Origin of the sequence: Serratia sp. FDAARGOS_506, assembly GCF_003812745.1 — a bacterium.
Lineage (GTDB): Bacteria > Pseudomonadota > Gammaproteobacteria > Enterobacterales > Enterobacteriaceae > Serratia.
Genome location: NZ_CP033831.1, coordinates 3098093 through 3123254, shown reverse-complemented (window position 1 = coordinate 3123254; position 25162 = coordinate 3098093). Strand labels below are relative to the sequence as shown.

The window sequence follows — 25162 nt, the reverse complement described above, 5'->3', positions numbered from 1 at the left end:
GGCGCGGAGAATAGCGTTAGCGGCTGACTTTCACCGCCGTGCCGCTGACGGTCACCATCAGCATGCTCCCGTCTTTGCCAACGGTTTCATAATCGATATCAATGCCGACCACCGCGTTGGCGCCCAGCTCTTTCGCCTGATCTTCCAGCTCTTCGAACGCGATCAAGCGCGCCTTGCGCAACTCTTTCTCATAAGCGCCCGAGCGGCCGCCGACGATATCGCGCACGCCGGCGAAAAAATCACGAAAAATGTTGGCGCCGAGGATCGCTTCGCCGGTGACCACGCCGCAGTATTCGGTGATGGTGAACCCTTCCAGGGTTGGGGTAGTTGAAAGCTGCATCAGAATTCCTTGTTTGATTAATTCAACGTATCTATGACCAGAGGATTGGCATTATGTTCGCTTAATCAATGGCACGCAGTACGAATGCAAGGCCAAAAAACGCATTTATACTGTAAGCTATCGGTCTTCATGGTAGAGACTTTCACATAAGGTAATAAGATGAAAACAAAAACGATTGCGGCTGTTTTACCCTTAGCGCTGTTGCTGAGTGCCTGTTCCTCGGTGGAACCGGCATACAAGGATATCGGCACCCGCAGCGGCAGCTGTGTGGAAGGCGGCCCGGATACGGTCGCGCAAAAATTCTATGACCTGCGCATCCAGCAGGGCGCCGGCCTGCCGGACAGCAACCGCCTCGCGCAGCTGCAACCTTACCTGAGCAAAGTGCTGTATCAGGATCTGGTCAGCGCCGGCCAGAATCCGGGCAAGCACCGGATAACCGGCGATCTGTTCTCCGGCAATGCGCAGGGGCCAAGCAGCGCGTCCGTCGCCAGCGCCTCGACCATTCCTAACACCGATGCGAAAAACATCCCGCTGCGCGTTGACTTGAGCTACCAAAAAGACGCCAACAGCACCGTGAACTGGCAGGACGAAGTGCTGATGGTGCGCGAAGGCACCTGCTGGGTGGTTGATGATATTCGCTACCTGAATGTTCCAGCGCACGCCACCAACGGCAGCGTGCGCCAGGTGCTGGAAAACCAGTAACCCGCAATACCCCGGCCGACGCGGGCTTGCCGCGTCGGTCATCTCCACCGCCTGCCTGCCGTTCAGATTTCGTCCAATAGAAAAAATTTCGCTACCGATCTCACAGCCTGCGCCACAAATCCCCTCCCTCGGCTTGAGTCGCGGTATCTTGTGCTAATCTTTTACTGTCCCGCCGCACACTCATAAATTTTAACGCACAAAGATTGCATAAGTATTCTGTGGAAGTTAACATTTGCGGCATCAATGTCTATTCAATTCTGGCGCATGAGTATTCAACTTAACGGTATCAATTGCTATTACGGCGCTCACCAGGCGCTGTTTGACATCACGCTGGATTGTCCAGCCGGGGAAACCCTGGTGCTGCTTGGCCCAAGCGGCGCCGGGAAAAGTTCATTGCTGCGGGTGCTGAACCTGCTGGAAATGCCGCGTTCGGGCCAACTGCAGATCGCCGGCAACCAATTCGACTTCAAGCAGGCGCCGGGCGAGAAAGCCATTCGCGAACTGCGTCAAAATGTCGGCATGGTCTTCCAGCAATACAACCTGTGGCCTCACCTCACCGTGGTTCAGAACCTGATCGAGGCGCCTTGCCGCGTACTGGGTCTGACCAAAGCTCAGGCGATGGAGCGCGCCGACAAGCTGCTCAAGCGCCTGCGCCTGACCGACTTCGCCGATCGCTTCCCGCTGCACCTTTCCGGCGGTCAACAGCAGCGCGTGGCGATCGCCCGTGCCCTGATGATGGAACCGCAGGTGCTGCTGTTCGATGAACCGACCGCGGCGCTGGATCCGGAAATCACCGCTCAGATCGTCAGCATCATTCGCGAACTGGCCGGCACCGGCATCACTCAAGTGATCGTCACCCACGAAGTGGAAGTGGCGCGCAAGACCGCCAGCCGCGTGGTGTACATGGAAAACGGCCACGTGGTGGAGCAAGGCGACAGCAGTCACTTCACGCAGCCGCGGACCACCGAGTTTGCCAACTACTTATCACACTAACAATTAACTTGCTGTAATTTGGGGAGTTTGCGATGAAAAAACTAATAATCGCCGCCGTTCTGGCCGGCATCAGCGTTTCCGCCTCCGCAGCCGAAACGATCCGTTTCGCTACCGAAGCCTCCTATCCTCCATTTGAATTTATTGACGCCGGCAACAAGATTCAGGGTTTTGATGTCGATCTGGCCAACGCCCTGTGCAAAGAGATGCAGGCCGAGTGCACCTTCACCAACCAGGCGTTCGACAGCCTGATCCCGAGCCTGAAGTTCAAGCGTTTCGATGCGGTCATGGCCGGCATGGACATCACGCCGGAGCGTGAAAAGCAGGTGCTGTTCACCAAGCCGTACTACGATAACTCGGCGTTGTTCATCGCGCAGAAAGGCAAAATCGCCGACGTAGCGGCGCTGAAAGGCAAGAAAGTGGGCGTGCAAAACGGCACCACCCACCAGAAATACCTGACTGACAAACACCCGGAAATCACCACCGTGCCTTACGACAGCTACCAGAACGCCATTTTGGATCTGAAGAACGGCCGCGTTGATGCGGTGTTCGGCGATACCGCGGTGGTCAACGAGTGGCTGAAGCAGAATGACGCGCTGGCGGCAGTGGGCGCCAAAGTGACGGATAAAGACTACTTCGGCACCGGCCTCGGCATCGCGGTACGCCAGAAGAACACCGATCTGCAGGGCAAGTTCAACGCCGCTCTGGACAAGATCAAGCAGGATGGGACCTATGAAACCATCTACAAAAAATGGTTCCAGCAGTAATACGCCCCGATGAATGAATTACAACCTTTAGCAAGCGCCGCCGGCATGACCGTCGGCCTTGCCGTTTGCGCCCTGATCCTCGGGCTGATTCTGGCGATGTTGTTCGCCGTATGGGAATCGTCCCGCTGGAAAGCGGTCAGCTGGCTCGGCACCGCCTGGGTGACCGTGCTGCGCGGCCTGCCGGAAATCCTGGTGGTGCTGTTTATTTATTTCGGCTCGTCGCAGCTGCTGCTGATGCTCTCCGACGGCTTTACCCTCAACCTCGGTCTGTTCCAGCTGCCGATTCAGTTGGCGATCGACAATTTCGAAGTCAGCCCGTTCCTGTGCGGGGTGATCGCTCTGGCCCTGCTCTATTCCGCTTACGCTTCGCAGACGCTGCGCGGCGCGCTCAAAGCGGTGCCGCAGGGGCAGTGGGAATCCGGCCAGGCGCTGGGGCTCGGCAAGGCGGCGATCTTCTTTCGCCTGATTATGCCGCAGATGTGGCGCCACGCCCTGCCCGGCCTCGGCAACCAGTGGCTGGTGTTGCTGAAAGATACCGCGCTGGTGTCGCTTATCAGCGTGAACGATCTGATGCTGCAAACCAAGAGCATCGCCACCCGCACCCAGGAGCCTTTTACCTGGTATGTGATCGCCGCGGCGATCTACCTGCTGGTGACGCTGTTCAGCCAATACGTCATCAAACGTATTGAGCTGCGCGCCACGCGCTTTGAGCGGGGGCCGGTCTGATGATTGAATATTTACCGGAGATCCTAAAAGGGTTGCACACCAGCCTGACGCTGACCGTCGCCGCGCTGATCGTCGCGCTGGTGCTGTCGTTGCTGCTGACGGTGATCCTGACGCTGAAAACGCCGATCCTGACGCCGCTGGTCAAGGCCTATGTCACGCTGTTCACCGGCACGCCGCTGCTGGTACAGATCTTCCTGATCTACTACGGCCCCGGTCAGTTCCCGGCGATCCGCGACTACCCGTGGCTGTGGAACCTGCTGTCGCAACCCTGGCTGTGCGCGATGATAGCGCTGGCACTGAACAGCGCGGCCTACACCACGCAGTTGTTCTACGGCGCGGTGCGCGCCATTCCCGCCGGGCAGTGGCAGTCGTGCGAAGCGCTGGGCATGTCGCGCCGACAGACGCTGCGCATCCTGCTGCCGTTCGCCTTCAAGCGCGCGCTGTCGTCTTACTCCAACGAAGTGGTGCTGGTGTTCAAAAGCACCTCGCTGGCTTACACCATCACGCTGATGGAGGTGATGGGTTACAGCCAACTGATGTACGGCCGCACCTACGACGTCATGGTATTCGGTGCCGCAGGCCTGGTGTACCTGTGCGTCAACGGCCTGTTGACGCTGCTGATGCGCTTGGTAGAGCGCCGCGCGCTGGCTTTTGAACGCCGCAACTGAGGCCACCTCCCCCCATAAGCCCCGCCATTGTGCGGGGCTTTTTTATCCCCACGGCAATACTTAATCATTTATATTGCATTTTAATTCACTCAATGGCAGGGTTATCAGCAGGCGCACACGTAAAAACCTCTGGCGATTACCAGTAAAAACAAACGATAGCGAATAATCACTTTCAGGATTCAGACAGGAGCTCTACGCATGAAAAAACTGCTGCTTGCCGCGACGATGTTGGCCGGGATCACCTTTAACGCCACCGCGGCCGAGACCATCCGCTTCGCCGCTTCCGCCACCTACCCGCCGTTCGAATCGCTGGACGCCAACAACCAGATCGTCGGCTTCGATATCGATCTGGCCAACGCGCTGTGCAAGCAGATGCAGGCGCAGTGCACCTTCACCAACCAGGCGTTCGACAGCCTGATCGCCGCGCTGAAATTCAAGAAATACGATGCGGTGATTTCCGGCATGGACATCACGCCGGAGCGCAGCAAACAGGTCGCCTTCACCCAGCCTTACTACGCCAACTCGGCGATCGTGATCGCGCAAAAAGGCAAGTTCAGCTCGCTGGCGGATCTGAAAGGCAAAAAGCTCGGCATGGAAAACGGCACCACCCACCAGAAATACATGCAGGACAAGCATCCGGAGATTAACACCGTCTCTTACGACAGCTACCAGAACGCCATTCTGGAGCTGAAAAACGGCCGTATCGACGGCGTGTTCGGCGACACCGCCGTGGTGAACGAGTGGCTGAAAACCAACCCGCAGCTGGCGCCGGTGGGCGAGCACATCACCGATGCGCAATACTTCGGCACCGGCCTCGGCATCGCGGTGCGCCCCGACAACCAGGCGCTGCTGGCCAAGTTGAACGCCGCGCTGGACGCCATCAAGGCCGACGGCACCTACAAGGCCATCAACGACAAGTGGTTCCCGCAGTAAGCAATAAGGCCCGGTTATCCGGGCCTTATGTTTTATAAAATCCGTACCAACAGCGTCAGCACTTCGTAGTGCGCGGTATGCGGGAACATGTCGAACAGCTGCACCCGTTCGATGCGGTACCCCGGCAACATCTCGATATCTTTCGCCATGCTCTCGGCATTGCAGCTGGAATAGAGAATATAGTCCGGCGCCATTCGGCTCAGATAGTCGCACAGCGCCTGAGCGATGCCGCGCCGCGGCGGATTGACCAGCACCAGCTGCGGCACCTGGCCTTCGGCGGTAGCAAAACGGGTGGAATCGAGCGCCTGAAAATCTACGTGCAACAACCCTAACCGCTGCGCCGACTGGCGCGCGCAGGCGATCGCTTCCGCGCTGATTTCGATGCCGGTCAGCCGCGTTTGCGGCTGCGCGCAGTGCAGACCGAAACCGCCGACGCCGCAGAACAGATCCCACATGCTGTCGATACCCAGCGCACGCACCCAGTCGCGGGCGGTAGCATACAGATCGGCAGCCACCTGCGGGTTGGTCTGGAAGAAGCTTTGCGGGCGGATGAACAGCGGCACCTGATTGAACTGTTCCTCGAGCGCCTGCTGTTCGGTCAGCGCGATCTCACGCTCCCCTTCCATGATCGCCATGTGCACCGGCTGAATATTGGCGGAGATCACCTTGAGCTGCGGCAGCTGCTGCTGCAGCCACGGCAGCGCGGCACGCAGCTGCGCCAGCTTGGTTTCCGAACGCAGCACGAAGCGCAGCATTACGCCGCCGTCGAGCGTGCTTTCGGTCAGCAGCAGGTACTTCAGCTCGCCGCGTTTGCGCGCCACGTTATACGGCGTCAGGCCCGCGCGGGCGATAAAGCTTTTCAGCACCGCAAACATCGGCGCAAAGGCGGCGGGATACAGCGGGCAGCCGCTCAGATCGACTGGCGTGCCGTCGCGGTGCAGCATGCCGAGCAGCGGGCGCTCCACGCTGCCGCTGACCACCATCTTGGCTTTATTGCGAAATGCGCTCAGCTCCCCCGCCATCGGCTGCAGCCACTGCGCGACGTCGCACCCGGCCAGCAGCGATTGCAAGTGATGCTGTTTGTCGGCCAGTTGCTGCGGATAGGGCTTTTCCAACCACTGACAGGAACGGCAGGTGCCCGCCGTATACAAAGCGCAATGCATGAAGATTACCGTGAAGTTCAGGATGACGAATCAAGGGCGCAGAGTTTACCACTCCGCGCGCCTAAAATCTCACTTGCGCGCGGCGAAGAAGCGGCGGCTGGCGGTGGGAACGAACAGCAATGCCAGGATCACCACATCGGGGATCTTTTGCAGGATCAGAACGTGCAGGATTTGGCCGCTGGTTTCCCCTTCCACGGTAAACACCTCGGGGAAGACGCTGCCGATGGTGGCCAACAGCAGGTAAAGCACCACGATGCACTGGCAGGCCACATAGCCCCAACGCCCCCAGTTGCGACCGCGCATCACCGCAAAGCCGCAGCTGATTTGCAGGCACAGCATCAGCAGGCCGGCCAGAAAGATAAGGGTAGAATCCCACGCCTGTGCGCTGGTGTTGACGAACTCCTGCGCGCCGTCGACGCCCAGCTCGCCCAACAGCAGCACCACGCTGATACACTTAATCGCGACCATGGCGGTACCCGCCACCATCACCGGCACCGGCGCATCCGAAGCCGATCCCATTCCCTGCCCGCTTTTCAGCATGTCTGACATATCCGTGTTCCGCTACGACGCGCCACCAATACAAATGGCGCATGTAAAGTCAGGTAGTTAGTTGCAATACTTATTGATTGCAAAAATAGCAGGTTTGTTACGATTCAGCTACGGGCCGCCCGCTGTAATTCACGCGATCGTTGTTTTTCCGAGCGCGCCATAAACCACCAGGCGATCAGACCGAGAATGCCCACCACCAGCAGGATCAGGCTGGCCAACGCGTTAATTTCCGGATTCACCCCCATGCGCACGCTGGAGAACACCAGCATCGGCAGCGTGGTGGCGCCCGGCCCGGAGACGAAACTGGCGATCACCAGGTCGTCCAGCGACAGGGTGAACGCCAGCATCCAGCCGGAAATCAGCGCCGGCGCAATCATCGGCAAGGTGATGACGAAAAACACCTTCAGCGGCGGCGCCCCCAGATCCATCGCCGCCTCTTCAATTGAGCGATCTACCTCGCGCAAGCGCGAACTGATCACCACCGCCACGTAAGCGGTACAGAAGGTGACATGCGCCAGCCAGATGGTGAACATGCCGCGTTCCGACGGCCAGCCGAAAGCGTGCCCCATCGCCACGAACAGCAGCAGCAGCGACAGGCCGGTGATCACGTCCGGCATCACCAGCGGCGCGGTCAGCATAAACGCGAAACCGGTCGAACCGCGAAAACGGCCGAAGCGCACCATCACCACCGCGGCGATAGCGCCCAAGATGACCGCAGCAGTAGCGGCGGCCGCGGCGATGGTCAGGCTAAGCCCCACCGCGCTGATCATCGCCGAGTCGTGAAACAGTTCGCTATACCAGCGCGTGGACCAGCCGGCCCACACCGTCACCAGCTTGGAGCTGTTGAAAGAGTAAATCACCAGCATCAGCATCGGCGCATACAGAAAGGTAAAGCCGACCGTCAGGATGGCGATGCGCCACGGCGAACGCACTACCGGCAAGTTGTTCATTCCTGCCCCCCCATTTCCTTGTTCTGGTGCTTGTGGAACCACAATATTGGCACGATCAGCAACAGCAGCATGATGGTGGCGACCGCCGAGGCCACCGGCCAGTCGCGGTTATTGAAGAATTCCTGCCACAGCACGCGGCCGATCATGATGCTGTCCGGCCCGCCGAGCAGCTCCGGGATCACGAACTCCCCCACCGCCGGAATGAACACCAGCATCGAGCCGGCGATGATGCCGCCGCGCGTCAGCGGCACGATCACGCTGAAGAAGGTTTTCAGCGGCCGCGCCCCCAGATCCAGCGACGCCTCCACCAGCGAGTAATCCAGCCGGATCAACGCCGTGTAGATCGGCAACACCATAAACGGCAGGTAGGAATAGACGATGCCGATATACACCGCCAGATTGGTATGCAGGATCACCAGCGGCTGGTCGATCACCCCTAACCACATCAGAAAGTTATTCAGCGTACCGTTGTTTTTCAGAATGCCCATCCAGGCATAGACGCGGATCAGGAACGAGGTCCAGGAAGGCAGGATCACCAGCAGCAGCAGAATGTTACGGGTTGACGCCTTGCTGTGGGCCACCGCCCAGGCCAGCGGATAGCCGATAATCAGGCAGCACAGCGTCGAGACCGCCGCCACGCGCAACGACTGCAGGTAGGCGTCGATATACAGCGGATCGTCGGTCAGCTGCAGGTAGTTGGCGAAGTTGAGCGCGATGTTCAGCTTGCCGTCCGCCCAGGTCAGCAGCTCGGTGTAGGGCGGCACCGCCAGCGCCAGCTCCGCCAGGCTGATCTTGAAGACGATCAGGAACGGCAGCATAAACAGCAGCGTCAGCCATAAATACGGCAGCGCGATCACCAACTTGCGGCCGTGAGCCATCAGCAGGCGGTGGAACAGCGCCTTGAGGGCGCCGGGCGCTTTGGCCGGCGGCTCGGGCGTGCGTTCAGAAAGCAGGGTCATACGGGTTACTCCTCACCGGCTCCACTACACCGTCAACACTACGCAGCTGTCAGTTTCCCAACACAGACGCACTTCATCGCCCCAGGTGGGCATCCCCTTGCGAAAGCGGTGGCCGTTTTGCAACTGGGCGCTGATGATCTGCCCGCTGTGCAGCTTCACGTGATAGATGGACAGATCGCCCAGATAGGAAATGTGCGCCACTTCCCCCACCGCGAAGTTGCAGCCATCTTCCGGCACCTGTTCGCACAGCAGGATCTTCTCCGGCCGCAGCGCCACCTGGATCGGCACGCCGTCCACCACAGAGGCATCCGGATCCACTTTGATCGCATGGCGCAATCCGGGGCTTTGCAGGATCAGCGCGTCGTCGTGCCGCTCCTGCAATACGCAGTCGAAAACGTTGACCGAGCCGATAAATTCGGCGCTGAAACGGCTGTTCGGATGTTCGTAGATCTCTTCCGGTTCGCCGATCTGCACGAACTTGCCGCGGTTCATGATGGCGATGCGCCCCGCCATGGTCATCGCCTCTTCCTGATCGTGCGTCACCATCACGCAGGTCACGCCGACGCGCTCGAGAATGTCGGTCACTTCCAGCTGCATGCGATCGCGCAACTTCTTGTCCAGCGCGCCCATCGGCTCATCCAGCAGCAGCAGCTTAGGCCGCTTGGCCAGGCTGCGCGCCAGCGCCACCCGCTGCCGCTGGCCGCCGGAAAGCTGGTGCGGCTTGCGCCTGGCGAACTCCTGCATGTGCACCAGCGCCAGCATTTCCGCCACCCTTTCGGCGATTTCCGCCCGCGGCATTTTGTCCTGCTTCAGGCCGAAGGCGATGTTCTGCTCTACCGTCATGTGCGGGAACAGCGCGTAAGACTGAAACATCATGTTGATCGGCCGCTGGTACGGCGGCACGTGCGACATATCCTGCCCATCGAGCACGATCTGCCCTTCCGAGGGCTGTTCGAAGCCGGCCAGCATGCGCAGCAAGGTGGATTTGCCGCAGCCGGACGGGCCGAGCAGCGCAAAGATCTCGCCCTTGTAGATGGTAAGACTGACGTCTTCGACCGCGTTCTGCCCGTCGAAGGTTTTGGTGAGGTTACGGATTTCCAGCAGAGGGGTGAAAACCTTCTGCGACTTGGCTTGAGGACGAGGGATGGCGTCGTTCAATCGGGGTGCTCTCCGGCGTAAAGCGGCACAAAACCACGGCGAACGCCGTGGCCCAAAACGGCAATGCAGGCGGGGACACCCGCCTGCCGGTTTACCGACGATAGGGGGCTATCTCCCTATCATCACTTCCCGCTTTTAACTTTAGTCCATGCGCGGGTAATGACACGGTCCAGCTTCGGCGACTGCACGTTGAGCGTGAACAGCTTGGCGCGCACATCGGCCGGCGGATAGACGTTCGGGTTATCGCGCACTTCGGCATTCACCAGCGGCGTGGAATCCTTCACCGCATTGGCGTAGTAAACGTGATTGCTGATGTCCGCCATCACGTCCGGCTTCAGCAAGAAGTTCAGGAACTGGTAGGCAGCATCCTTGTTCTTGGCGTCCGCCGGCATGGCGAACATGTCGAAGTAGGTCAGCGCCCCCTCTTTCGGGATCGCATAGGCCACATTCACGCCGTTCTTCGCCTCTTTGGCGCGGTTGGCCGCCTGCATCACGTCGCCGGACCAGCCGATCGCCACGCAGATATCGCCGTTCGCCAGATCGTTGATGTACTGGGAAGAGTGGAAATAGCGGATGTTCGGCCGCAGCTTCAGCAGCAGATCGTTGGCCGCGCCGGTGTAGTCCGCCGCGTTGGTGCTGTTGGGATCTTTACCCAGATAGTGCAGCACGGTGGCGTAGACTTCGCTCGGCGCATCGAGGAAGGAAACACCGCAGCTTTTCAACTTCTCGAGGTTTTCCGGCTTGAAGATCAGATCCCAGCTGTTGACCGGCGCGTCTTTCCCCAGCACCGCCTTCACCTTATCGACGTTATAGCCGATGCCGGTGGTCACCATCATGTAAGGGATGCCGTATTTGTTGTCCTTGTCGTTATGCGCCACCAGCTGCAGCATTTCCGGATCAAGGTTTTTGTAATTGGGAATTTTGCTCTTGTCGAGCGGCTCGAAGATACCGGCCTGCGACTGACGCTCGAGGAAGTTGGACGAAGGAACCACCAAATCGTAACCGGTGCTGCCCGCCATCAGTTTGCCTTCCAACACTTCGTTGGAGTCAAAGACGTCGTACACCACTTTAATACCGGTTTCTTTCTGGAATTTGGCCAGGGTATCCGGCGCGATATAGTCGGACCAGTTATACACGTGCAGCGTTTTATCTTCGGCTGACGCCGTGACGGACGCGGCCATCAGCAGGCCGGCAACCACACCCGATAACCACTTTTTACGTTGGGTGACCATCCGTAACTTCCTCCAAAACAGGGTGAATCATAGAATTGAACTTGTATCTGCAGCGATACAAAACCTTTCCTGATTGAGCGCAATCGTTGCAACCGCGAACTGAATGGCTATGCATATGATTGCATGCGCCTTTTTTCACTGCCCTGCTCGCGTGGTCACAAGGGAAATCGCAAGCCCTTTGCAGAATCAGCAGCATAGCCGCTGCCATCGCGGCCCGCCAGCCCCTGGGGTAAAAAACGCCTTTTATCGATTTTTTATTCAGTTTTTCTCTATGTGATACGCCATTAACGGCACAAAAGGCGAGAAAGATCGGGCGGTGAAGGCCAAAGTGCAGAATATTTTATTGCGGAAGGGAATAATGGCAGCATGCCGCCGGAGCGACGGCATGCTTAAGGTACGGCGAGGATCAGTGCAGCATCGGCTGACGCACGGCGCCAGCGGGGATCTCTTCTTCATCCCCCATAAACAGCAGATCGTTCGCCCGCGCTTCGAGGATCACCATCGAGACCTGCTCTTCGCCCTGCTGCATGAAGTGGGTGAACTGCTCATAGGTGATGCCGACCGCCACGCTCAGCGACTGGCAGACGATCAGCTTCGGCAGGTTGTCGTCCTGAATGTCGACAAACGCTTTGATGGTCAGCGAACTGGCGTTGATTTGGCTCAGATCCGCCACCAGCGGGATCAGCGCGGTCGGCTTCACCTCGGCCAGCGCAGAGAACAGGATGACGTTATCCACCAGATCTATCTTGGCGTCGAACACGCCGTCGAAGTTCTGCATGTGCGGCAGGTGCAGCGCCTGGCAGGAATCGCACTCAAAGAAAGAAATGCCCGACTGATCCAGCCAGCGCCGCAACAGCGCCAAATCGGGGACAATGAGTGAATCCATAATAACCAGCCTCACAATATTCAATACGCGAAAAGGCGCATAGCTTACGGAATATTCACCCGATACGCCACGATCAATACGGCTTAATTCACTAATTAAGAGATTGCTCGGCGGGAAAAGCGCACCGCCGCCCCGTCAACCGCCGGATTTCAAGCGAAAGCCAGGCCGGCCGCGCTGCTCGATGTATTCGATCATCATGCCGGCGATGTCCAGCCCGGTGGTGGTTTCCACGCCTTCGAGCCCCGGCGACGCGTTGACCTCCATCACCAGCGGGCCGCGCTCGGCGCGCAGAATATCCACCCCGGCGACGTCCAGCCCCAGCGTGCTCGCCGCTTTTACCGCGATCGCCCGTTCTCTGGCGGTGATGGTCACCTTCCGGGCGGTGCCGCCGCGGTGCAGGTTGGAGCGGAACTCGCCGGGCTTGGCCTGCCGTTCGATGGCGGCCACGACCCGGCCGCCGACCACCAGACAGCGCACGTCGCGCCCCTGCGCCTCGCGCACGTATTCCTGCACCAGGATGTGGGCATTCAGCCCGCGAAAGGCGTCGATCACGCTTTCCGCCGCCTGGCGGGTTTCCGCCAGCACCACGCCGATGCCTTGGGTGCCTTCCACCAGCTTGACCACCAGCGGCGCGCCACCGACCAGTTCGATCAGATCGCCGGTGTCGTCCGGCGAATGGGCGAAGCCGGTGATCGGCAGATCGATGCCCTGCCGCGCCAACAGCTGCAGCGAACGCAGCTTGTCGCGGGCGCGGGTAATGGCCACGGATTCGTTGAGCGGGTAGCTGCCGAGCAGCTCGAACTGGCGCAGCACCGCCGTGCCGTAAAAAGTGATGGCGGAGCCGATGCGCGGGATCACCGCATCGTAACGCTCCAGTTGGCGGCCGCGATAATGGATGGTTGGCGCCGCCGGATTGATGTTCATGTAGCAGGAGAGCGGATCGATGATATCGATGCTGTGCCCGCGATCTTCCGCCGCTTCACGCAGCCGCTTGCATGAGTAGAGCGTTCCGTCGCGAGAAAGAATGGCAATTTTCACTCGTCACCCCAAAAAGGCCAACGCCTGCCCGGCAGGCGGATTAGCGGCCGCGGCGCTCAGGCGCGCGGATCGCTGTCCTGATTATCTTTCGATTGCGGCTTGCGGCGATCGTTTTCCGGCGGCAGACCGCCGCGCATCAGCGGCCCGAAGCCCTGCACCACGCGCCACACCAGAAACGCCGCCGCCGGCACCATCAGCGCCACGCCGAGGAAAATCATGCCGACCGCCGCCTGCTGCGACGCCAGCCAGCCCGGCAGCTGCAGGTGGCCGTGAATGCTGAGGTAGGCCAACACCAGCATCACGATGCCCAGCCCTTCCAACACCAGCACCGGGCGCGGTAAGTCACCGAATGAACGCATATTTTTCTTCTCCAGAAGGACTGCCCCCAGTGTAGTGAATTCCCGTCGGCGGCGACAGCCCCGGCAGACTAATTGGTTACATGAATCAGATTAACAGGTAATTCCTGCTTTTTTTTCATCGCCTCAACGGGCATAGTAGGCGCCATCTGACGCAGGTAATGACTTTTTCGGTGACGGGATGTCGTTGCGATAGCGAGCAATTTATTGAAAATCCAATTAAGGAGCGTTGCATGTTTGCAGTAATCTTCGGGCGTCCTGGCTGTCCTTATTGTGTCCGCGCTAAAGAACTGGCGGAAAAACTGACTGAAGAACGCGACGATTTCAACTTCCGTTACGTTGACATCCACGCGGAAGGCATCACCAAGGCCGATCTGGAAAAAACCGTCGGCAAACCGGTTGAAACCGTGCCGCAGATCTTCCTGGATGAGAAGCACATCGGCGGTTGCACCGATTTCGAAGCTTATGCCAAAGAACACCTGAACCTGTTCCAGTAAGTTTTTGAACGAAAAAGACAAAAAAGGCGCTGAACGCGCCTTTTTTTATTGCCGCTGCCGCCGGTGCAGCTGCTGCAGCGTCTGCAACAGGCCGAGGGCGAACAGCATCAGCATCGCACCGAACACGCACCAGAACACTGCGCTGGTGGCGTACGCCAGCTCTTGCCAGAACGAAGAGGACGGCGTCAGCCAGAAGTGGCGGATCAACAGGCACAGCGGCAGCGCATACAGCGCGCCGAGCAGCGGGCAAAGCAGCCGCTTGCGGCTCGACAGATAGCTGGCGATCGCACCGGGGATCACAAACAGCAGCAGGCCGGTTTCGCCGTGATGCTCATGATCCGTGCTGCCGAACAGGCCGGTTTGCTGGCCGAGAAACACCAGGCTGAACAACAGAAAACAGCTGAGGATGCTCAGCCAATATCTATAACTCGTCATGCGAATTCTCCCCCGCCCAATTACCGCATCAATAGAAATCAGCCCGGCCACCCGTGAGGTGACGCTGAACCGAATTTTTTCCTTGGTCAAAAGAGAGTTAAATGCGCACGGCGGCGCAGGAAATCAGCTTTCTGTGCTGGCTGTCATCGGTCATAGCGTCTAGAATGAACGCCGCCGAACGATGGTTCGCTTCGCTTTCTGCTGGTGGTGATTTATGACGTCGTTTTAAGGCTGAATTTATCTCTTATAGTTATCTATATCAAGCACTTACTGGTAAACAATAAGTTATCCTCCGTGAACATAAACGTCGCTAGTTTGTTAAACGGTAACTACATTCTGTTACTGTTCGTGGTACTCGCGCTGGGGCTGTGCCTCGGTAAACTCCGTCTGGGCTCCGTCCAACTCGGTAATTCCATTGGCGTTTTAGTGGTTTCCCTGCTGCTCGGCCAGCAACACTTCGCCATTAACACCGAGGCGCTGAATCTCGGCTTTATGCTGTTTATTTTCTGCGTCGGCGTGGAAGCCGGGCCCAACTTTTTCTCGATTTTCTTTCGCGACGGCAAAAATTACCTGATGCTGGCGCTGGTAATGGTCGGTTCGGCGATGGTGATCGCCATCGGTCTCGGCAAGCTGTTCCACTGGGACATCGGCCTGACCGCCGGCATGCTGGCCGGCTCGATGACTTCGACGCCGGTGCTGGTAGGCGCCGGCGACACGCTGCGCAACACCATCGTCAACGGCCCGGCGCTGCTGGCGGCGCAGGATCATCTGAGCCTCGGCTACGCCCTCACCTACCTGATCGGTCTGGTCAGCCTGATCTTCGGCGCGCGCTACCTGCCGAAGCTGCAGCACCAGGACCTGTCCACCTCTGCCCAGCAGATCGCCCGCGAACGCGGTCTGGACACCGACAGCCAGCGCAAGGTCTACCTGCCGGTGATCCGCGCCTACCGCGTCGGCCCCGAGCTGGTGGCCTGGGCCGACGGCAAGAACCTGCGCGAGCTGGGCATCTACCGCCAGACCGGCTGCTACATCGAACGCATCCGCCGCAACGGCATTCTGGCCAACCCGGACGGTGACGCGGTGCTGCAGGTGGGCGATGAGATCTCGCTGGTCGGCTACCCGGACGCCCACGCGCGGCTGGACCCGAGCTTCCGCAACGGTAAGGAAGTGTTTGACCGCGATCTGCTCGACATGCGCATCGTGACCGAAGAGATCGTGGTGAAGAACAGCAACGCGGTGAATAAACGCCTGAGCCAGCTGAAGCTGACCGACCACGGCTGCTTCCTCAACCGCGTGATCCGCAGCCAGATCGAAATGCCGATCGACGACAGCATCGTGCTCAACAAGGGCGACGTGCTGCAGGTGAGCGGCGACGCGCGCCGGGTGAAGAGCGTGGCGGAGAAGATTGGCTTTATCTCGATCCACAGCCAGGTGACCGACCTGCTGGCGTTCTGCGCCTTCTTCATCATCGGCCTGCTGATCGGCCAGATCACCATTCAGTTCAGCAACTTTTCGTTCGGCATCGGCAACGCCGCCGGCCTGTTGATGTCCGGCATCATGCTCGGCTTCCTGCGCGCCAACCACCCGACCTTCGGCTACATTCCGCAGGGCGCGCTGAACATGGTGAAAGAATTCGGCCTGATGGTGTTTATGGCGGGCGTAGGCCTGAGCGCCGGCGCCGGCATCGGCCACAGCCTGGGCGCGGTCGGCGGCCAGATGCTGATTGCGGGGCTGATCGTCAGCCTGGTGCCGGTGGTTATCTGCTTCCTGTTCGGCGCCTACGTGCTGCGCATGAACCGCGCCCTGCTGTTCGGCGCGATTATGGGCGCCCGCACCTGCGCGCCGGCGATGGAGATCATAAGCGACACCGCGCGCAGCAACATCCCGGCGCTGGGTTACGCCGGCACCTACGCCATCGCTAACGTGCTGTTAACGCTGGCGGGTTCACTCATCGTGGTGCTATGGCCGGGGATACTCGGCTGATCGATTAGCGGGAGAGATGGATCGGTGATAAAAATATTTTGATTTTTTTGTCGCCGGCCAGAACTTTCATTGGGGGCCGCAGTCTGAATTAGTGCCACTGCTTTTCTTTGATGTCCCCATTTTGTGGAGCCCGATAATCCCGCCTTTTAGGTTCAAGATTATCGGGTTTTTTGTTGCCTTGAAAAAAATTTCTTTATAAAGCAATAGGCTGAAAAACACATAACTACCCTCCTATGGCGGCAAAGTGGCGACAGCTATTTTATGGGCATAAAAAACTGCTTTCGCAGGCTTCTTGTTAAATCCAAAGTGTTCCCTGACTGCTTCGCGTTGGGTGCGGCGGAGCGATATCAACGTTGCCCGGAGAAACGATCTGCCGTTGAATAGATTCCAGCGTCACAAAAGTACAACTGCAGTTTATGTTTTGGCATTGATAGTAACGCTCCTTAGTGTTCTCACTAAGAGATCCGGTGGTGCTGCCGAACGGCGCCCGGTTGATGTTCCTCGGCACCAACGTGCGCACCGCGCAGAGCTACACCGGCAATCTGTATCTGGATGAGTATTTCTGGATACCGAAGTTTCAGGAGCTGCGCAAAGTCGCCAGCGGGATGTCGCTGCACAAGCGGTGGCGCACTACCTACTTTTCCACGCCGTCGAGTCTGGCGCACTCCGCTTATCCGTTCTGGTCGGGGGAACTGTTCAACAAAGGCCGCCGCAGCAAAGCCGATCACGTTCAGCTCGACCTCAGCCACAGCCACCTGTCAAAAGGCGTGCTGTGCGGCGATGGGCAATGGCGCCAGATTGTCACGGTTGAGGATGCGCTGACTGGCGGCTGTAACCTGTTTGACCTCGATCAGCTGTCGCTCGAATACAGCCCGGCAGAGTATCAGAACTTGCTGATGTGCGAATTTGTGGATGATACCGCGTCGGTATTCCCGTTCGCCGAGCTGCAAGGCTGCATGGTCGATTCGCTGGAAGAGTGGGAGGACTTCAACCCTTACGCCGTGCGGCCATTCGGCTATCGCCCGGTGTGGATCGGCTACGACCCATCGGAAGCAAACGGCGGCGACAGCGCCGGATGCGCGGTGATCGCGCCGCCAATGGTGGCCGGGGGCAAGTTCCGCGTGCTGGAGCGCCACCAGTGGCAGGGCATGAACTTTGCCGCGCAGGCCCAGAAGATTAAAGACCTGACCGAAAAATATTGCGTGGAATACATCGGCATCGATGCAACCACCGTCGGCCAAGGCGTTTTCCAGCTGGTGCGCGAGTTCTTCCCAGCCGCGCGAGAAATCAAATACACGCCGGAAATCAAAACCGCCATGGTGCTGAAGGCAAAAGACACCATCGGGCGCGGCTGTCTGGAATACGACACCAGCCACACCGACATCACCGCCGCCTTTATGGCGATCCGCAAAACCATGACCGCCAGCGGCGCGCGTTCAACCTACACCGCCAGCCGCAGCGAAGAGGCCAGCCACGCCGATGTTGCATGGTCAATCATGCACGCCCTCTTAAACGAACCGCTGACCGCAGGCAGCGGCCACAGCAGCCCGAACATTTTGGAGTTTTACTGATGAGCAAGCGCAAAGGCCGCAAGGCATTTACCACCCCGGCGCCAGCCCCGGCAACAGAGCAGAAGCAGGATTTTGAGGCGTTCACCTTTGGCGAGCCGTCTGCTGTGCTGGATAAGCGGGAAATTCTGGATTACATCGAGTGCACAACCAATGGCAAGTGGTACGAGCCGCCGATCAGCTTCGATGGGCTGGCACGCAGTGTGCGCGCCGCCGTGCATCACAGCTCGCCGATGTACGTTAAGCGCAACATTTTAGCGTCAACGTTTATCCCGCACCGGCTGCTAAGTCAGCAGGAGTTTAGCCGCTATGCGCTGGATTATCTGGTGTTCGGCAACGCCTATTTAGAAGAGCGCCAAAACCGGCTCGGCGCACCGCTGCAGCTGAAATCATCCCCGGCCAAGTACACGCGGCGCGGCGTGGATCGCGGCACTTACTGGTTCGTGCAAGACTGGAAAGAGGCGCACCGTTTCAAGAGCGACAGCGTTTTTCACCTGATTGAGCCGGACATCAATCAGGAATTGTACGGCCTGCCGGAGTACCTCAGCGCGCTTAACTCCGCCTGGCTGAACGAGGCAGCGACGCTGTTCCGCCGTAAATATTACCAGAACGGGGCGCACGCCGGTTACATCCTGTATATGACCGACGCGGCGCAGAGTACGAGCGACGTTGACAGAATGCGCCAAGCCATGCGCGACACCAAGGGCTTGGGGAACTTCCGCAATCTGTTCATGTACGCCCCGAACGGCAAACCCGACGGCATTAAGATTTTGTCGCTGTCCGAGGTTGCCACCAAAGACGACTTTTTTAACATCAAGAACGCCAGCCGCGACGATCTGCTGAGCGCGCACCGCGTACCGCCGCAGATGATGGGGATTATCCCGAACAATACCGGCGGCTTCGGGGATGTGAAAAAGGCCGCTCAGGTATTTGTACGCAACGAGCTAACGCCGCTGCAAGAGCGCATGAAGGAGGTGAACGACTGGATCGGGGAAGAGGTGATCAAGTTCGCACCGTATGAGTTGCCGACCGAATAAGCAAAAAGCCGCCAGTGATTGGCGGCTTCATTGTATTAGTTCAGACCTGAGCTGACTTACCGGTTATTTATACAGCTATCTGTCAAATTACATCTGGCCTAAGTTTTTCTCAACCCAGATGAGCTTTCCATCAAGTAATGATTCCATTGGCGCCCGGCCACAGCACATTTTCCCTGATGGACCGCCTATTATTATAGTGAGCCAGCCATTCATCAATGACCCGTAACAACTTATAGAGACCGTGAACTAAAACGCCCCGCCAATCAGAAACCTCAGCGGCGGAATAACTGCATGCCGTTACCCGAATCAAGCCTATTAATTGCACAGCACTGAAGAATAGCGAATATCCATAAATAGTAATGCAAGCAGTCTCTGATACTGCGCCGGAGATTTTTCGATATTATGTAATTATTACTCAAAGTTATAAAATTTCGCTCTAATCACAATTTATATTTTCTATTTTTGGAATTTCAAAAAGTATTATTGGTATTTACCCCCCCTGTTCTTTCTTGTTGCGGACTGATGCCAAAATAACGGCTGTATTCCCGACTAAATTGGGATGCGCTCTCGTAACCAACCTCAAAAGCAATAGCAGAGATATTTATTTTTCTTTGCTTAATCAACTTCTTAGCTTCAATTAACCGGAGGCTTTTTTGATATTGCAATGGGGTGAGCTTGGTGGTTTCTTTAAAATGCAGATAGAAATTTGAACGGCTCATTCCAACCTCCTGAGCTAGCCTGTCTACATCAAGCGGTTCACGAAAATGGTGGCAGACCCATTGAATAGCTCGGTTGATTTGGCTGAAAGCCTGCCCTCGGCTAAGTTGCCGGCGAAGATAACCGCCCAACTCACTTTTCAGCAAGTAATAGTAAATCTCTGCCTGAAAAAGAGGTAACAGAAAGGAAACATCATTAGGATAATCAAGCAATCTGGTTAAGCGAGCCAGTACATTACAAAGAGGAGGAGAAATCTGAACGACTTGTGGTGTTAGACAGCTTTGCTCATTTCTCGGCAGTTGCTCGGCAAGGCTTGCCAACGCCGTATAGTCCAGCTTTATATTCAGACCATAATAAGGTGCTGAAATGTCGGCTACAACCACCTTGGTCAAAATCGGTAAGTCTGTGAAATAACACATCATATCGCCTGTTTCAAGGCAATATTCCTGCTCGCCGATGCGGATAACCTTCTCACCCTGTACAACCACATAAAGTCCGGCGCTTTGCATATAAGTCTGATTTTCCAAACCTGCATTGGCACAGTAGAGCACCAGCGGTTCAAGCGTAGTTTGGGTAATCTGGTTAAGCAGCGAGTGCGGCTTGATATGTGTGAGAAGCTCGTTCAATGCAAAACCTTACTTTGGGATTATTAGGCAAGTATTGAGGACTATTGGGAAAGAGTCAAGAATGGTTTCGTCTATAATGTCTTCATACCGCAACGGTGCGGAAAAACCTCACGAAAGGGAAAAAGATGAAAGCAATCAATCAATTCAACCAATTATTAGCCCAACAACATGACACCGATGAACTCTTATTCGCACTATTTGACAGCCTGCCTGCGGTAACAAGCAAAGAAATGATGGGTAAATGGCAGGGCGGTGATTTCAAATCAGGACATTGGGGCGAGGCCGCATTAGTGGAAGCTAAATGGTTCGGTAAATGGTTTAAGGGTAAATTTGATGTTGCCCCACTGGTTTGCTACAACAAGGCTGGCAAACTGTTTTCTAACGAAATGATGGGCGGACAAGAAGCCAGCATTCAAATGGTAGAATTTCGCGGTGTGGTATCGGCAACAATGATTTATGACGGCGCACCAATTTTTGACCACTTCCGCAAAGTGGACGACAATACAGTAATGGGTGTAATGGACGGCAAGCCGTTCGCAGGTTTTCCTGATATTGTAGCCAACGGCCGTCATTATTTCTTCTTTTTGAAACGTATTGAACAATTCCCTGTGGAATTTGTGCAAAAATAATAGTAGCTGTATTAACTCAGACCTGGGCTGACAGATACCCGTATAAATAACAGGCATCTGTCAGTTCAGGTCTGGTTTGACCTTAAGCAAGATTTAATTTCTGTCCTAATGCTGTTTGCGTTTGAACATCCATCCGTTGATAACAGTCGCGAATGACGACGGCTATTAGCTCACACAAAGGGGGGCCTCAATGCCATAGCCAGCACGAACAACCTTAATGAATCTTTCCGTTTCCAGCTGATTACGGCGTTTAAATTCCCTACAGCCTATCCCGACGCCCTGCTATGTATGGCGAACGCTATACGCTATGCCTTTGGGTACGGACTCAATACCGTCAAGAATCCCCTGTGCTAAAGCTTTTACATTCTTACAAAGTCTCTTATGAATCATGAGGCTGTACCATTACCATGTTTGCCCCCCCTCTCATAACACTTGAGAACGCCGTTAGGGCCACCCTGCGCCAGAATGTAAGCGGCAAAGTCACCGGCATCAGCAGCAGCGCGCACCGCCTCAACGGTTTCGTCAAACTCATCGGCTAGACTGACAGAGCGGATCTTGCGACACTCACGCCATGCACCGCGCGACGGCAGGCCGATAAAGTGGAATTCCACGTTGACGCCCACGCAGTGACGGCGGCGGCCGTCTCGGTCAACAGTTCATCGGTTTCATGATCGCGCTCACCATCCAGCGCGTAGCCGTCGATGTTTTTGCAATGTATTTAGCGATATAGCCCGCCGCACAACCTTTGTTCAGGTGCTTGCAGTCAAAACGATTTTTGGCGGCGCCGCTGTTCAAAGAGATGGCATCACGAACGATACTTAACAACAGCACTCTAGTCGCCGTCGGCTGGGTGCTCTTTGATGGCACATCCCATCATCTTCCTGTATGTCATCATGTCATAGTACTGCACTGGGGGAAGTGCCGGCATTGTCCCCCATGAGAGTCGAGACCATCTAATTCACCTGTTTTATTTTTCCTTTAATTTTAATTAGCTTTTTTATGTACGCATTGCTCTTATCCCCTTTGGCTATTTCCGCAGAAATCAGAGAAAGGAAGCTGTCATTAAAGTCATCTTTGGCTAAGGGGTTAGCGCCATGAGCCAAAAGAACCTCAATGTGCTCAGGGCAGCTGTTATACAGCGCATTAATTAATGGCATTCGGCTCATAGCGCCTTTGATATTAACATCAGCTTTGTATGCAATTAATATCTTTAATGTTTCGGTGTTCGCCGCATCAAAACTTTCAAATATAATGGGTTGATTATGAACCTTATCTCTGGCATTTGGAGAGAGCCCGCCCTCTAACATAGCTTGTATCCATACGCCTTTATTCGCCTTCATAACAAATTCAGCTGGGCTACTCCCCCCCTCAGCTCTTGGCTGCAGTGGGTCTGCTCCCGCCTTGACCAGATCCGTAATGATCTTGAGCCGCTCTGGCGTGTTCTTGTCAAAGATAGCGTTATTTATCGCCCAGAATAATAACGTCATCTCCGCCTTGGCCGGCCGATTTAACGTTTCTTTGCTTACCGTCGGTAAAACCTTATCCAGCTTTTGCCTGTCACCCTCGTAGATGATCTTGGCGATGTCCAGCTGCTTCCCTTCAAAGTAATCCTGTGGTTGTAGATCCCTACCTTGTTCGCATCCCTGCATCATGAGCATCGACAGCAACATGATAATGATAAGAGTGCTGTGCCTCATGCCATCTCCATTTTTAACATAACCACGGCCCAACTTTGCTTTATTACCGTATCAGTATCCCTCTACACCCTTGGGATACTGAGAACGGCTTATTTACTGACAGGGAGAGGTGGCCATTTCCCACCACGCTTAATTAGCTCGTCTTTGATGCGCTCAAGAGACTCTTTCGCCTCACTGCCGTCCTGACTCCTATTAATCAGCCGTTGTAGTTGATTACCCATCGTCCACCCCGAGTTGCCTCTTATATCGCTATCGGCGCCTTTTTCTAATAAAAGAATGACGTGGTCATAGGAGTGATAGTCTAAAGCATCGATGAGCAGCGTATCACCCAGTGAATTTCTTATATTTATATCCGCACCATAATCCAACATGACCTCTAATGTCTCTGTATTCTTCGCAAGAATACTTTTAAATATAATTGGCTTATTGTTGATTTTATCTTTTGCATTAGGAGAGAGCCCCCCATCTAACATGGATTTTATCCAGACTCCCTTATCTGCTTTCATAACAAATTCAGCGGGGCTACTTCTCCCTTCCGGCCTAGGCTGCAGTGGGTCTGCCCCCGCCTTGACCAAATCTGTAATGATCTTGAGTCGCTCTGGCGTGTTCTTGTCAAAGATAGCGTTATTTATCGCCCAGAATAGCAACGTCATCTCCGCCTTGGCCGGCCGATTTAACGTTTCTTTGCTTACCGTCGGTAAAATCTTATCCAGCTTTTGCCTGTCACCCTCGTAGATGATGTTGGCGATGTCCAGTTGCGTCCCTTCAAAATAATCCTGCGGTTGTAAATCCATACCTTGTTTGCACCCCTGCATGATGAGCGTAGACACTACCATCGTGATAATGAGTATGATTTTTTTCATATTCTTCCCTTGATTGTGGCAATGTCATCGTCTTTTTCATTTTCAATGCATTGTATCGCCTGGTCTATACCGTGCTTGTCCAGCAGTGAGCCTGTTCCACCGGGAAGCGTGTGTTTTACTCCCACGGCGTCAGGCGCCAACATGGACAACCGTTCTTTCGCCATCACTGCGGGCGGATAAAATTTGAGGTCTTTGGCATCCTCCCACAAATCAACCTCCTGCAGCTTGGTCAACAGCTCCCCTTTCACGCGATACGCCTGAATATTATCGGCGTTGCCTATTATAGAGCCACCGTATTTTTCGACGGTTCCCGCATTCAGGCCTGCTGCATTAAACGTCCAAGCCGGTTTGCCGCTGGCTATGGAGGTCGCAGAGGCCATACCACCGCCTAATGAATGACCTGCAATGTCAATATTTGATACTTTCGAAATTTTATCGCCAATTATAACGGCTTGTTTATAGTATTCAGAATTAAACCCCAACCCCTGAGCGCCGTTATTTGACCAGTCACTCAGGTTTTTAATGCCTGACAAATCGCCATTCAGTAACGCTTTCTGGGCCGCCTTGCTTATTCCCTCCGGGAACTCAGGCGCACGCGATCCACGGAACACCACCGTCGGATTCATCGCTTTACCAAAAACCCTTTCATCTGGCTGATAAACCCGAGCCAGAAAGCCCGGCGTATCCTCATCGTCATAGAGCATATCTTTGCTTAAACCGAGTTTACCCAGCACCCCATCATTGTTACTGATGTCCTTCCAGCCCTCAGGGATGTCTATCGTGTCCTTGAGCGGGTTAGTGGTTTTGTAAACATTCTCAGCCAGCTTCGCCTTTTCGACCGCGACGTTGTTCTCCGCCAATCGCTGTGCCGCCATACGTGCATCCGGGTAAATGCTGCGGTTGCCTCGCCCTATCAGGTACTGGCGTTCTTGCCAGCGTTCTGCCTTGGTCATCGGACGGATGGCCTGTACCGTGGCGGCAACGGTTGCCACTGCGGTAGCGATGGCTTGCTGCAGAGGGGGATTCCGGGTCGTATTCTGCCTCGCCGGCAGCACCGTCGGTTTTGCCCGCCGGCCATAGCGGCTGACCATTTCTTCATAGCGGGCGATCACGTGCCCAGTAGGATAAAAGGCAGGAAGAGAGCTACCGGGATAGCGCTGTAATCGGCCTTCCGCGTCGATGTAAAACGCGTATTTCGTCGGCGTCCAGGCGCCCATTCCCTCATCAATCGCCAGCAAACCGCCCCGATTGAGATCATCGAACACGCTGCGCTTCACAATCGCGTCCTCACGATAACCGGTGACGCCAATACCGGATTGAGTATTGCGGGTTATGGAGTACCGGCTGCTTATCGATATGCCGGCTGCGCCGCCGAACAGATAATGCCGTTCCAGCTCATGGCGCGCTTGTGTCGGGGTGAGTATCCGGGAGAAACTTTCCGGCGCCGTGTGTTCAGAAAAGAGAGAGAGCAGCTTCATACGGCACCAGCCCGAACGTCACCTCCCTGAGGCGGCGTTCCGGCCCCTTTCCTTGTCACCTCGCCGAGATTTAGCGAACGATAACGCATTGGATATCCTTATCTTGCAGGTCACTGCATGTCCGTGAATGTTCGAAAAACTAGCACAATTCAGCAAAGATTGCTTTGTTGTCTTGCTGTTCACACCGTAACACCCGGTGGAGGAAATTCATGCAG

26 protein-coding genes and 3 pseudogenes are annotated in these 25162 nt (G+C 56.0%); 11 read left to right on the top strand and 18 right to left on the bottom strand.

Annotated features, from left to right (window positions below):
- Window positions 1–16: 16 nt before the first annotated feature.
- Window positions 17–340 carry a heavy metal-binding domain-containing protein gene (locus EGY12_RS15185; protein ID WP_004928400.1) on the bottom strand — a complete coding sequence of 108 codons (324 nt, stop codon included), beginning with the start codon at window positions 338–340 and terminating at the stop codon, window positions 17–19.
- A gap of 159 nt (window positions 341–499) precedes the next feature.
- On the opposite strand from EGY12_RS15185, the gene EGY12_RS15180 reads away from it, so the two are divergent.
- The 6 genes from EGY12_RS15180 (at window position 500) to artJ (EGY12_RS15155) (ending at window position 5126) form a co-directional block, all read left to right on the top strand.
- Complete coding sequence (locus tag EGY12_RS15180) at window positions 500–1042, top strand: lipoprotein (protein ID WP_123894477.1); 543 nt, start codon at window positions 500–502, stop codon at window positions 1040–1042.
- 264 nt (window positions 1043–1306) lie between these two features.
- Window positions 1307–2035 carry an arginine ABC transporter ATP-binding protein ArtP gene (gene artP / locus EGY12_RS15175; protein ID WP_038884338.1) on the top strand — a complete coding sequence of 243 codons (729 nt, stop codon included), beginning with the start codon at window positions 1307–1309 and terminating at the stop codon, window positions 2033–2035.
- Window positions 2036–2067: 32 nt separating this feature from the next.
- Window positions 2068–2799, top strand: a complete 732-nt coding sequence (gene artJ / locus EGY12_RS15170; protein ID WP_004928409.1) for an arginine ABC transporter substrate-binding protein — start codon at window positions 2068–2070, stop codon at window positions 2797–2799.
- Between the two features lie 9 nt (window positions 2800–2808).
- Entirely contained in the window at window positions 2809–3525 is a 717-nt protein-coding gene (gene artQ, locus EGY12_RS15165) for an arginine ABC transporter permease ArtQ (RefSeq protein ID WP_025159684.1), read from the top strand.
- On the top strand, window positions 3525–4193 hold the full coding sequence (gene artM, locus EGY12_RS15160) for an arginine ABC transporter permease ArtM (protein WP_015377298.1): 669 nt from the start codon (window positions 3525–3527) through the stop codon (window positions 4191–4193). The genes artQ and artM overlap by 1 nt, the downstream gene beginning before the upstream one ends.
- Window positions 4194–4391: 198 nt before the next feature.
- Complete coding sequence (artJ, locus tag EGY12_RS15155) at window positions 4392–5126, top strand: arginine ABC transporter substrate-binding protein (protein ID WP_033637816.1); 735 nt, start codon at window positions 4392–4394, stop codon at window positions 5124–5126.
- 32 nt (window positions 5127–5158) lie between these two features.
- Here the strand turns inward: artJ (EGY12_RS15155) and rlmC are convergent, their stop codons facing one another.
- From rlmC to EGY12_RS15110, 9 genes are all read right to left on the bottom strand, one after another.
- Window positions 5159–6289, bottom strand: a complete 1131-nt coding sequence (gene rlmC, locus EGY12_RS15150) for a 23S rRNA (uracil(747)-C(5))-methyltransferase RlmC (protein WP_123894476.1) — start codon at window positions 6287–6289, stop codon at window positions 5159–5161.
- Between the two features lie 69 nt (window positions 6290–6358).
- Window positions 6359–6838, bottom strand: coding sequence for a YbjO family protein (locus EGY12_RS15145; protein WP_123894475.1), 480 nt, complete (start codon window positions 6836–6838; stop codon window positions 6359–6361).
- A gap of 104 nt (window positions 6839–6942) precedes the next feature.
- A complete protein-coding gene (gene potI / locus EGY12_RS15140) occupies window positions 6943–7788 on the bottom strand; it encodes a putrescine ABC transporter permease PotI (protein WP_123894474.1) in 846 nt (281 codons plus the stop codon).
- Window positions 7785–8747 (bottom strand): putrescine ABC transporter permease PotH, encoded by a 963-nt coding sequence (gene potH / locus EGY12_RS15135; RefSeq protein WP_123894473.1) that lies wholly within the window; start codon window positions 8745–8747, stop codon window positions 7785–7787. Before potH ends, potI begins: the two co-directional genes overlap by 4 nt.
- A gap of 24 nt (window positions 8748–8771) precedes the next feature.
- Window positions 8772–9905: a putrescine ABC transporter ATP-binding subunit PotG gene (gene potG / locus EGY12_RS15130; protein WP_123894472.1), complete on the bottom strand. Its 1134-nt coding sequence runs from the start codon at window positions 9903–9905 to the stop codon at window positions 8772–8774.
- Between the two features lie 122 nt (window positions 9906–10027).
- Window positions 10028–11137 carry a spermidine/putrescine ABC transporter substrate-binding protein PotF gene (potF, locus tag EGY12_RS15125; RefSeq protein WP_123894471.1) on the bottom strand — a complete coding sequence of 370 codons (1110 nt, stop codon included), beginning with the start codon at window positions 11135–11137 and terminating at the stop codon, window positions 10028–10030.
- A 406-nt stretch (window positions 11138–11543) separates the two neighbouring features.
- On the bottom strand, window positions 11544–12023 hold the full coding sequence (locus EGY12_RS15120; RefSeq protein WP_004938666.1) for a YbjN domain-containing protein: 480 nt from the start codon (window positions 12021–12023) through the stop codon (window positions 11544–11546).
- A gap of 135 nt (window positions 12024–12158) precedes the next feature.
- On the bottom strand, window positions 12159–13061 hold the full coding sequence (gene rimK, locus EGY12_RS15115) for a 30S ribosomal protein S6--L-glutamate ligase (protein WP_033637810.1): 903 nt from the start codon (window positions 13059–13061) through the stop codon (window positions 12159–12161).
- A 56-nt stretch (window positions 13062–13117) separates the two neighbouring features.
- A complete protein-coding gene (locus tag EGY12_RS15110; RefSeq protein WP_033646672.1) occupies window positions 13118–13420 on the bottom strand; it encodes a YbjC family protein in 303 nt (100 codons plus the stop codon).
- 230 nt (window positions 13421–13650) lie between these two features.
- Here EGY12_RS15110 and EGY12_RS15105 point away from each other — a divergent pair, with 230 nt between their 5' ends.
- Window positions 13651–13914 carry a GrxA family glutaredoxin gene (locus tag EGY12_RS15105; RefSeq protein WP_004938676.1) on the top strand — a complete coding sequence of 88 codons (264 nt, stop codon included), beginning with the start codon at window positions 13651–13653 and terminating at the stop codon, window positions 13912–13914.
- 45 nt (window positions 13915–13959) lie between these two features.
- Here EGY12_RS15105 and EGY12_RS15100 read toward each other — a convergent pair whose 3' ends face one another.
- Window positions 13960–14349, bottom strand: a complete 390-nt coding sequence (locus tag EGY12_RS15100) for an inner membrane protein YbjM (protein WP_055317581.1) — start codon at window positions 14347–14349, stop codon at window positions 13960–13962.
- A 294-nt stretch (window positions 14350–14643) separates the two neighbouring features.
- On the opposite strand from EGY12_RS15100, the gene EGY12_RS15095 reads away from it, so the two are divergent.
- The gene (locus EGY12_RS15095; protein ID WP_072008430.1) at window positions 14644–16332 is read left to right on the top strand and encodes an aspartate:alanine antiporter; all 1689 of its coding nucleotides are present in this window, start codon (window positions 14644–14646) and stop codon (window positions 16330–16332) included.
- 295 nt (window positions 16333–16627) lie between these two features.
- Here EGY12_RS15095 and EGY12_RS15090 read toward each other — a convergent pair whose 3' ends face one another.
- Window positions 16628–16843, bottom strand: coding sequence for an ogr/Delta-like zinc finger family protein (locus EGY12_RS15090; RefSeq protein WP_123894470.1), 216 nt, complete (start codon window positions 16841–16843; stop codon window positions 16628–16630).
- On the opposite strand from EGY12_RS15090, the pseudogene EGY12_RS15085 reads away from it, so the two are divergent.
- Window positions 16794–17903, top strand: a pseudogene (locus EGY12_RS15085) (terminase large subunit domain-containing protein); the annotation flags it as partial. The gene EGY12_RS15090 and the pseudogene EGY12_RS15085 sit on opposite strands and share 50 nt — an antisense overlap.
- Complete coding sequence (locus EGY12_RS15080) at window positions 17903–18937, top strand: phage portal protein (RefSeq protein WP_123894469.1); 1035 nt, start codon at window positions 17903–17905, stop codon at window positions 18935–18937. The pseudogene EGY12_RS15085 and the gene EGY12_RS15080, both read left to right, overlap by 1 nt.
- 87 nt (window positions 18938–19024) lie before the next feature.
- On the opposite strand, the pseudogene EGY12_RS15075 reads toward EGY12_RS15080, so the two are convergent.
- Both EGY12_RS15075 and EGY12_RS15070 read right to left on the bottom strand, forming a co-directional pair.
- Window positions 19025–19154: pseudogene (locus tag EGY12_RS15075) on the bottom strand (IS481 family transposase); the annotation flags it as partial.
- A gap of 253 nt (window positions 19155–19407) precedes the next feature.
- The gene (locus EGY12_RS15070; protein WP_123894468.1) at window positions 19408–20280 is read right to left on the bottom strand and encodes an AraC family transcriptional regulator; all 873 of its coding nucleotides are present in this window, start codon (window positions 20278–20280) and stop codon (window positions 19408–19410) included.
- Window positions 20281–20405: 125 nt separating this feature from the next.
- Between EGY12_RS15070 and EGY12_RS15065 the strand changes: the two genes are divergently transcribed.
- On the top strand, window positions 20406–20909 hold the full coding sequence (locus tag EGY12_RS15065) for a DUF4334 domain-containing protein (protein WP_123894467.1): 504 nt from the start codon (window positions 20406–20408) through the stop codon (window positions 20907–20909).
- 443 nt (window positions 20910–21352) lie between these two features.
- Here the strand turns inward: EGY12_RS15065 and EGY12_RS15060 are convergent.
- The 4 genes and pseudogenes from EGY12_RS15060 to EGY12_RS15045 form a co-directional block, all read right to left on the bottom strand.
- Window positions 21353–21695, bottom strand: a pseudogene (locus tag EGY12_RS15060) (replication endonuclease); the annotation flags it as partial.
- A gap of 167 nt (window positions 21696–21862) precedes the next feature.
- Window positions 21863–22606: an ankyrin repeat domain-containing protein gene (locus EGY12_RS15055; RefSeq protein WP_123894466.1), complete on the bottom strand. Its 744-nt coding sequence runs from the start codon at window positions 22604–22606 to the stop codon at window positions 21863–21865.
- Window positions 22607–22695: 89 nt separating this feature from the next.
- Window positions 22696–23469, bottom strand: coding sequence for an ankyrin repeat domain-containing protein (locus EGY12_RS15050; RefSeq protein WP_123894465.1), 774 nt, complete (start codon window positions 23467–23469; stop codon window positions 22696–22698).
- Entirely contained in the window at window positions 23466–24947 is a 1482-nt protein-coding gene (locus EGY12_RS15045; protein WP_123894464.1) for a phospholipase, read from the bottom strand. Before EGY12_RS15045 ends, EGY12_RS15050 begins: the two co-directional genes overlap by 4 nt.
- Window positions 24948–25162: the final 215 nt, after the last annotated feature.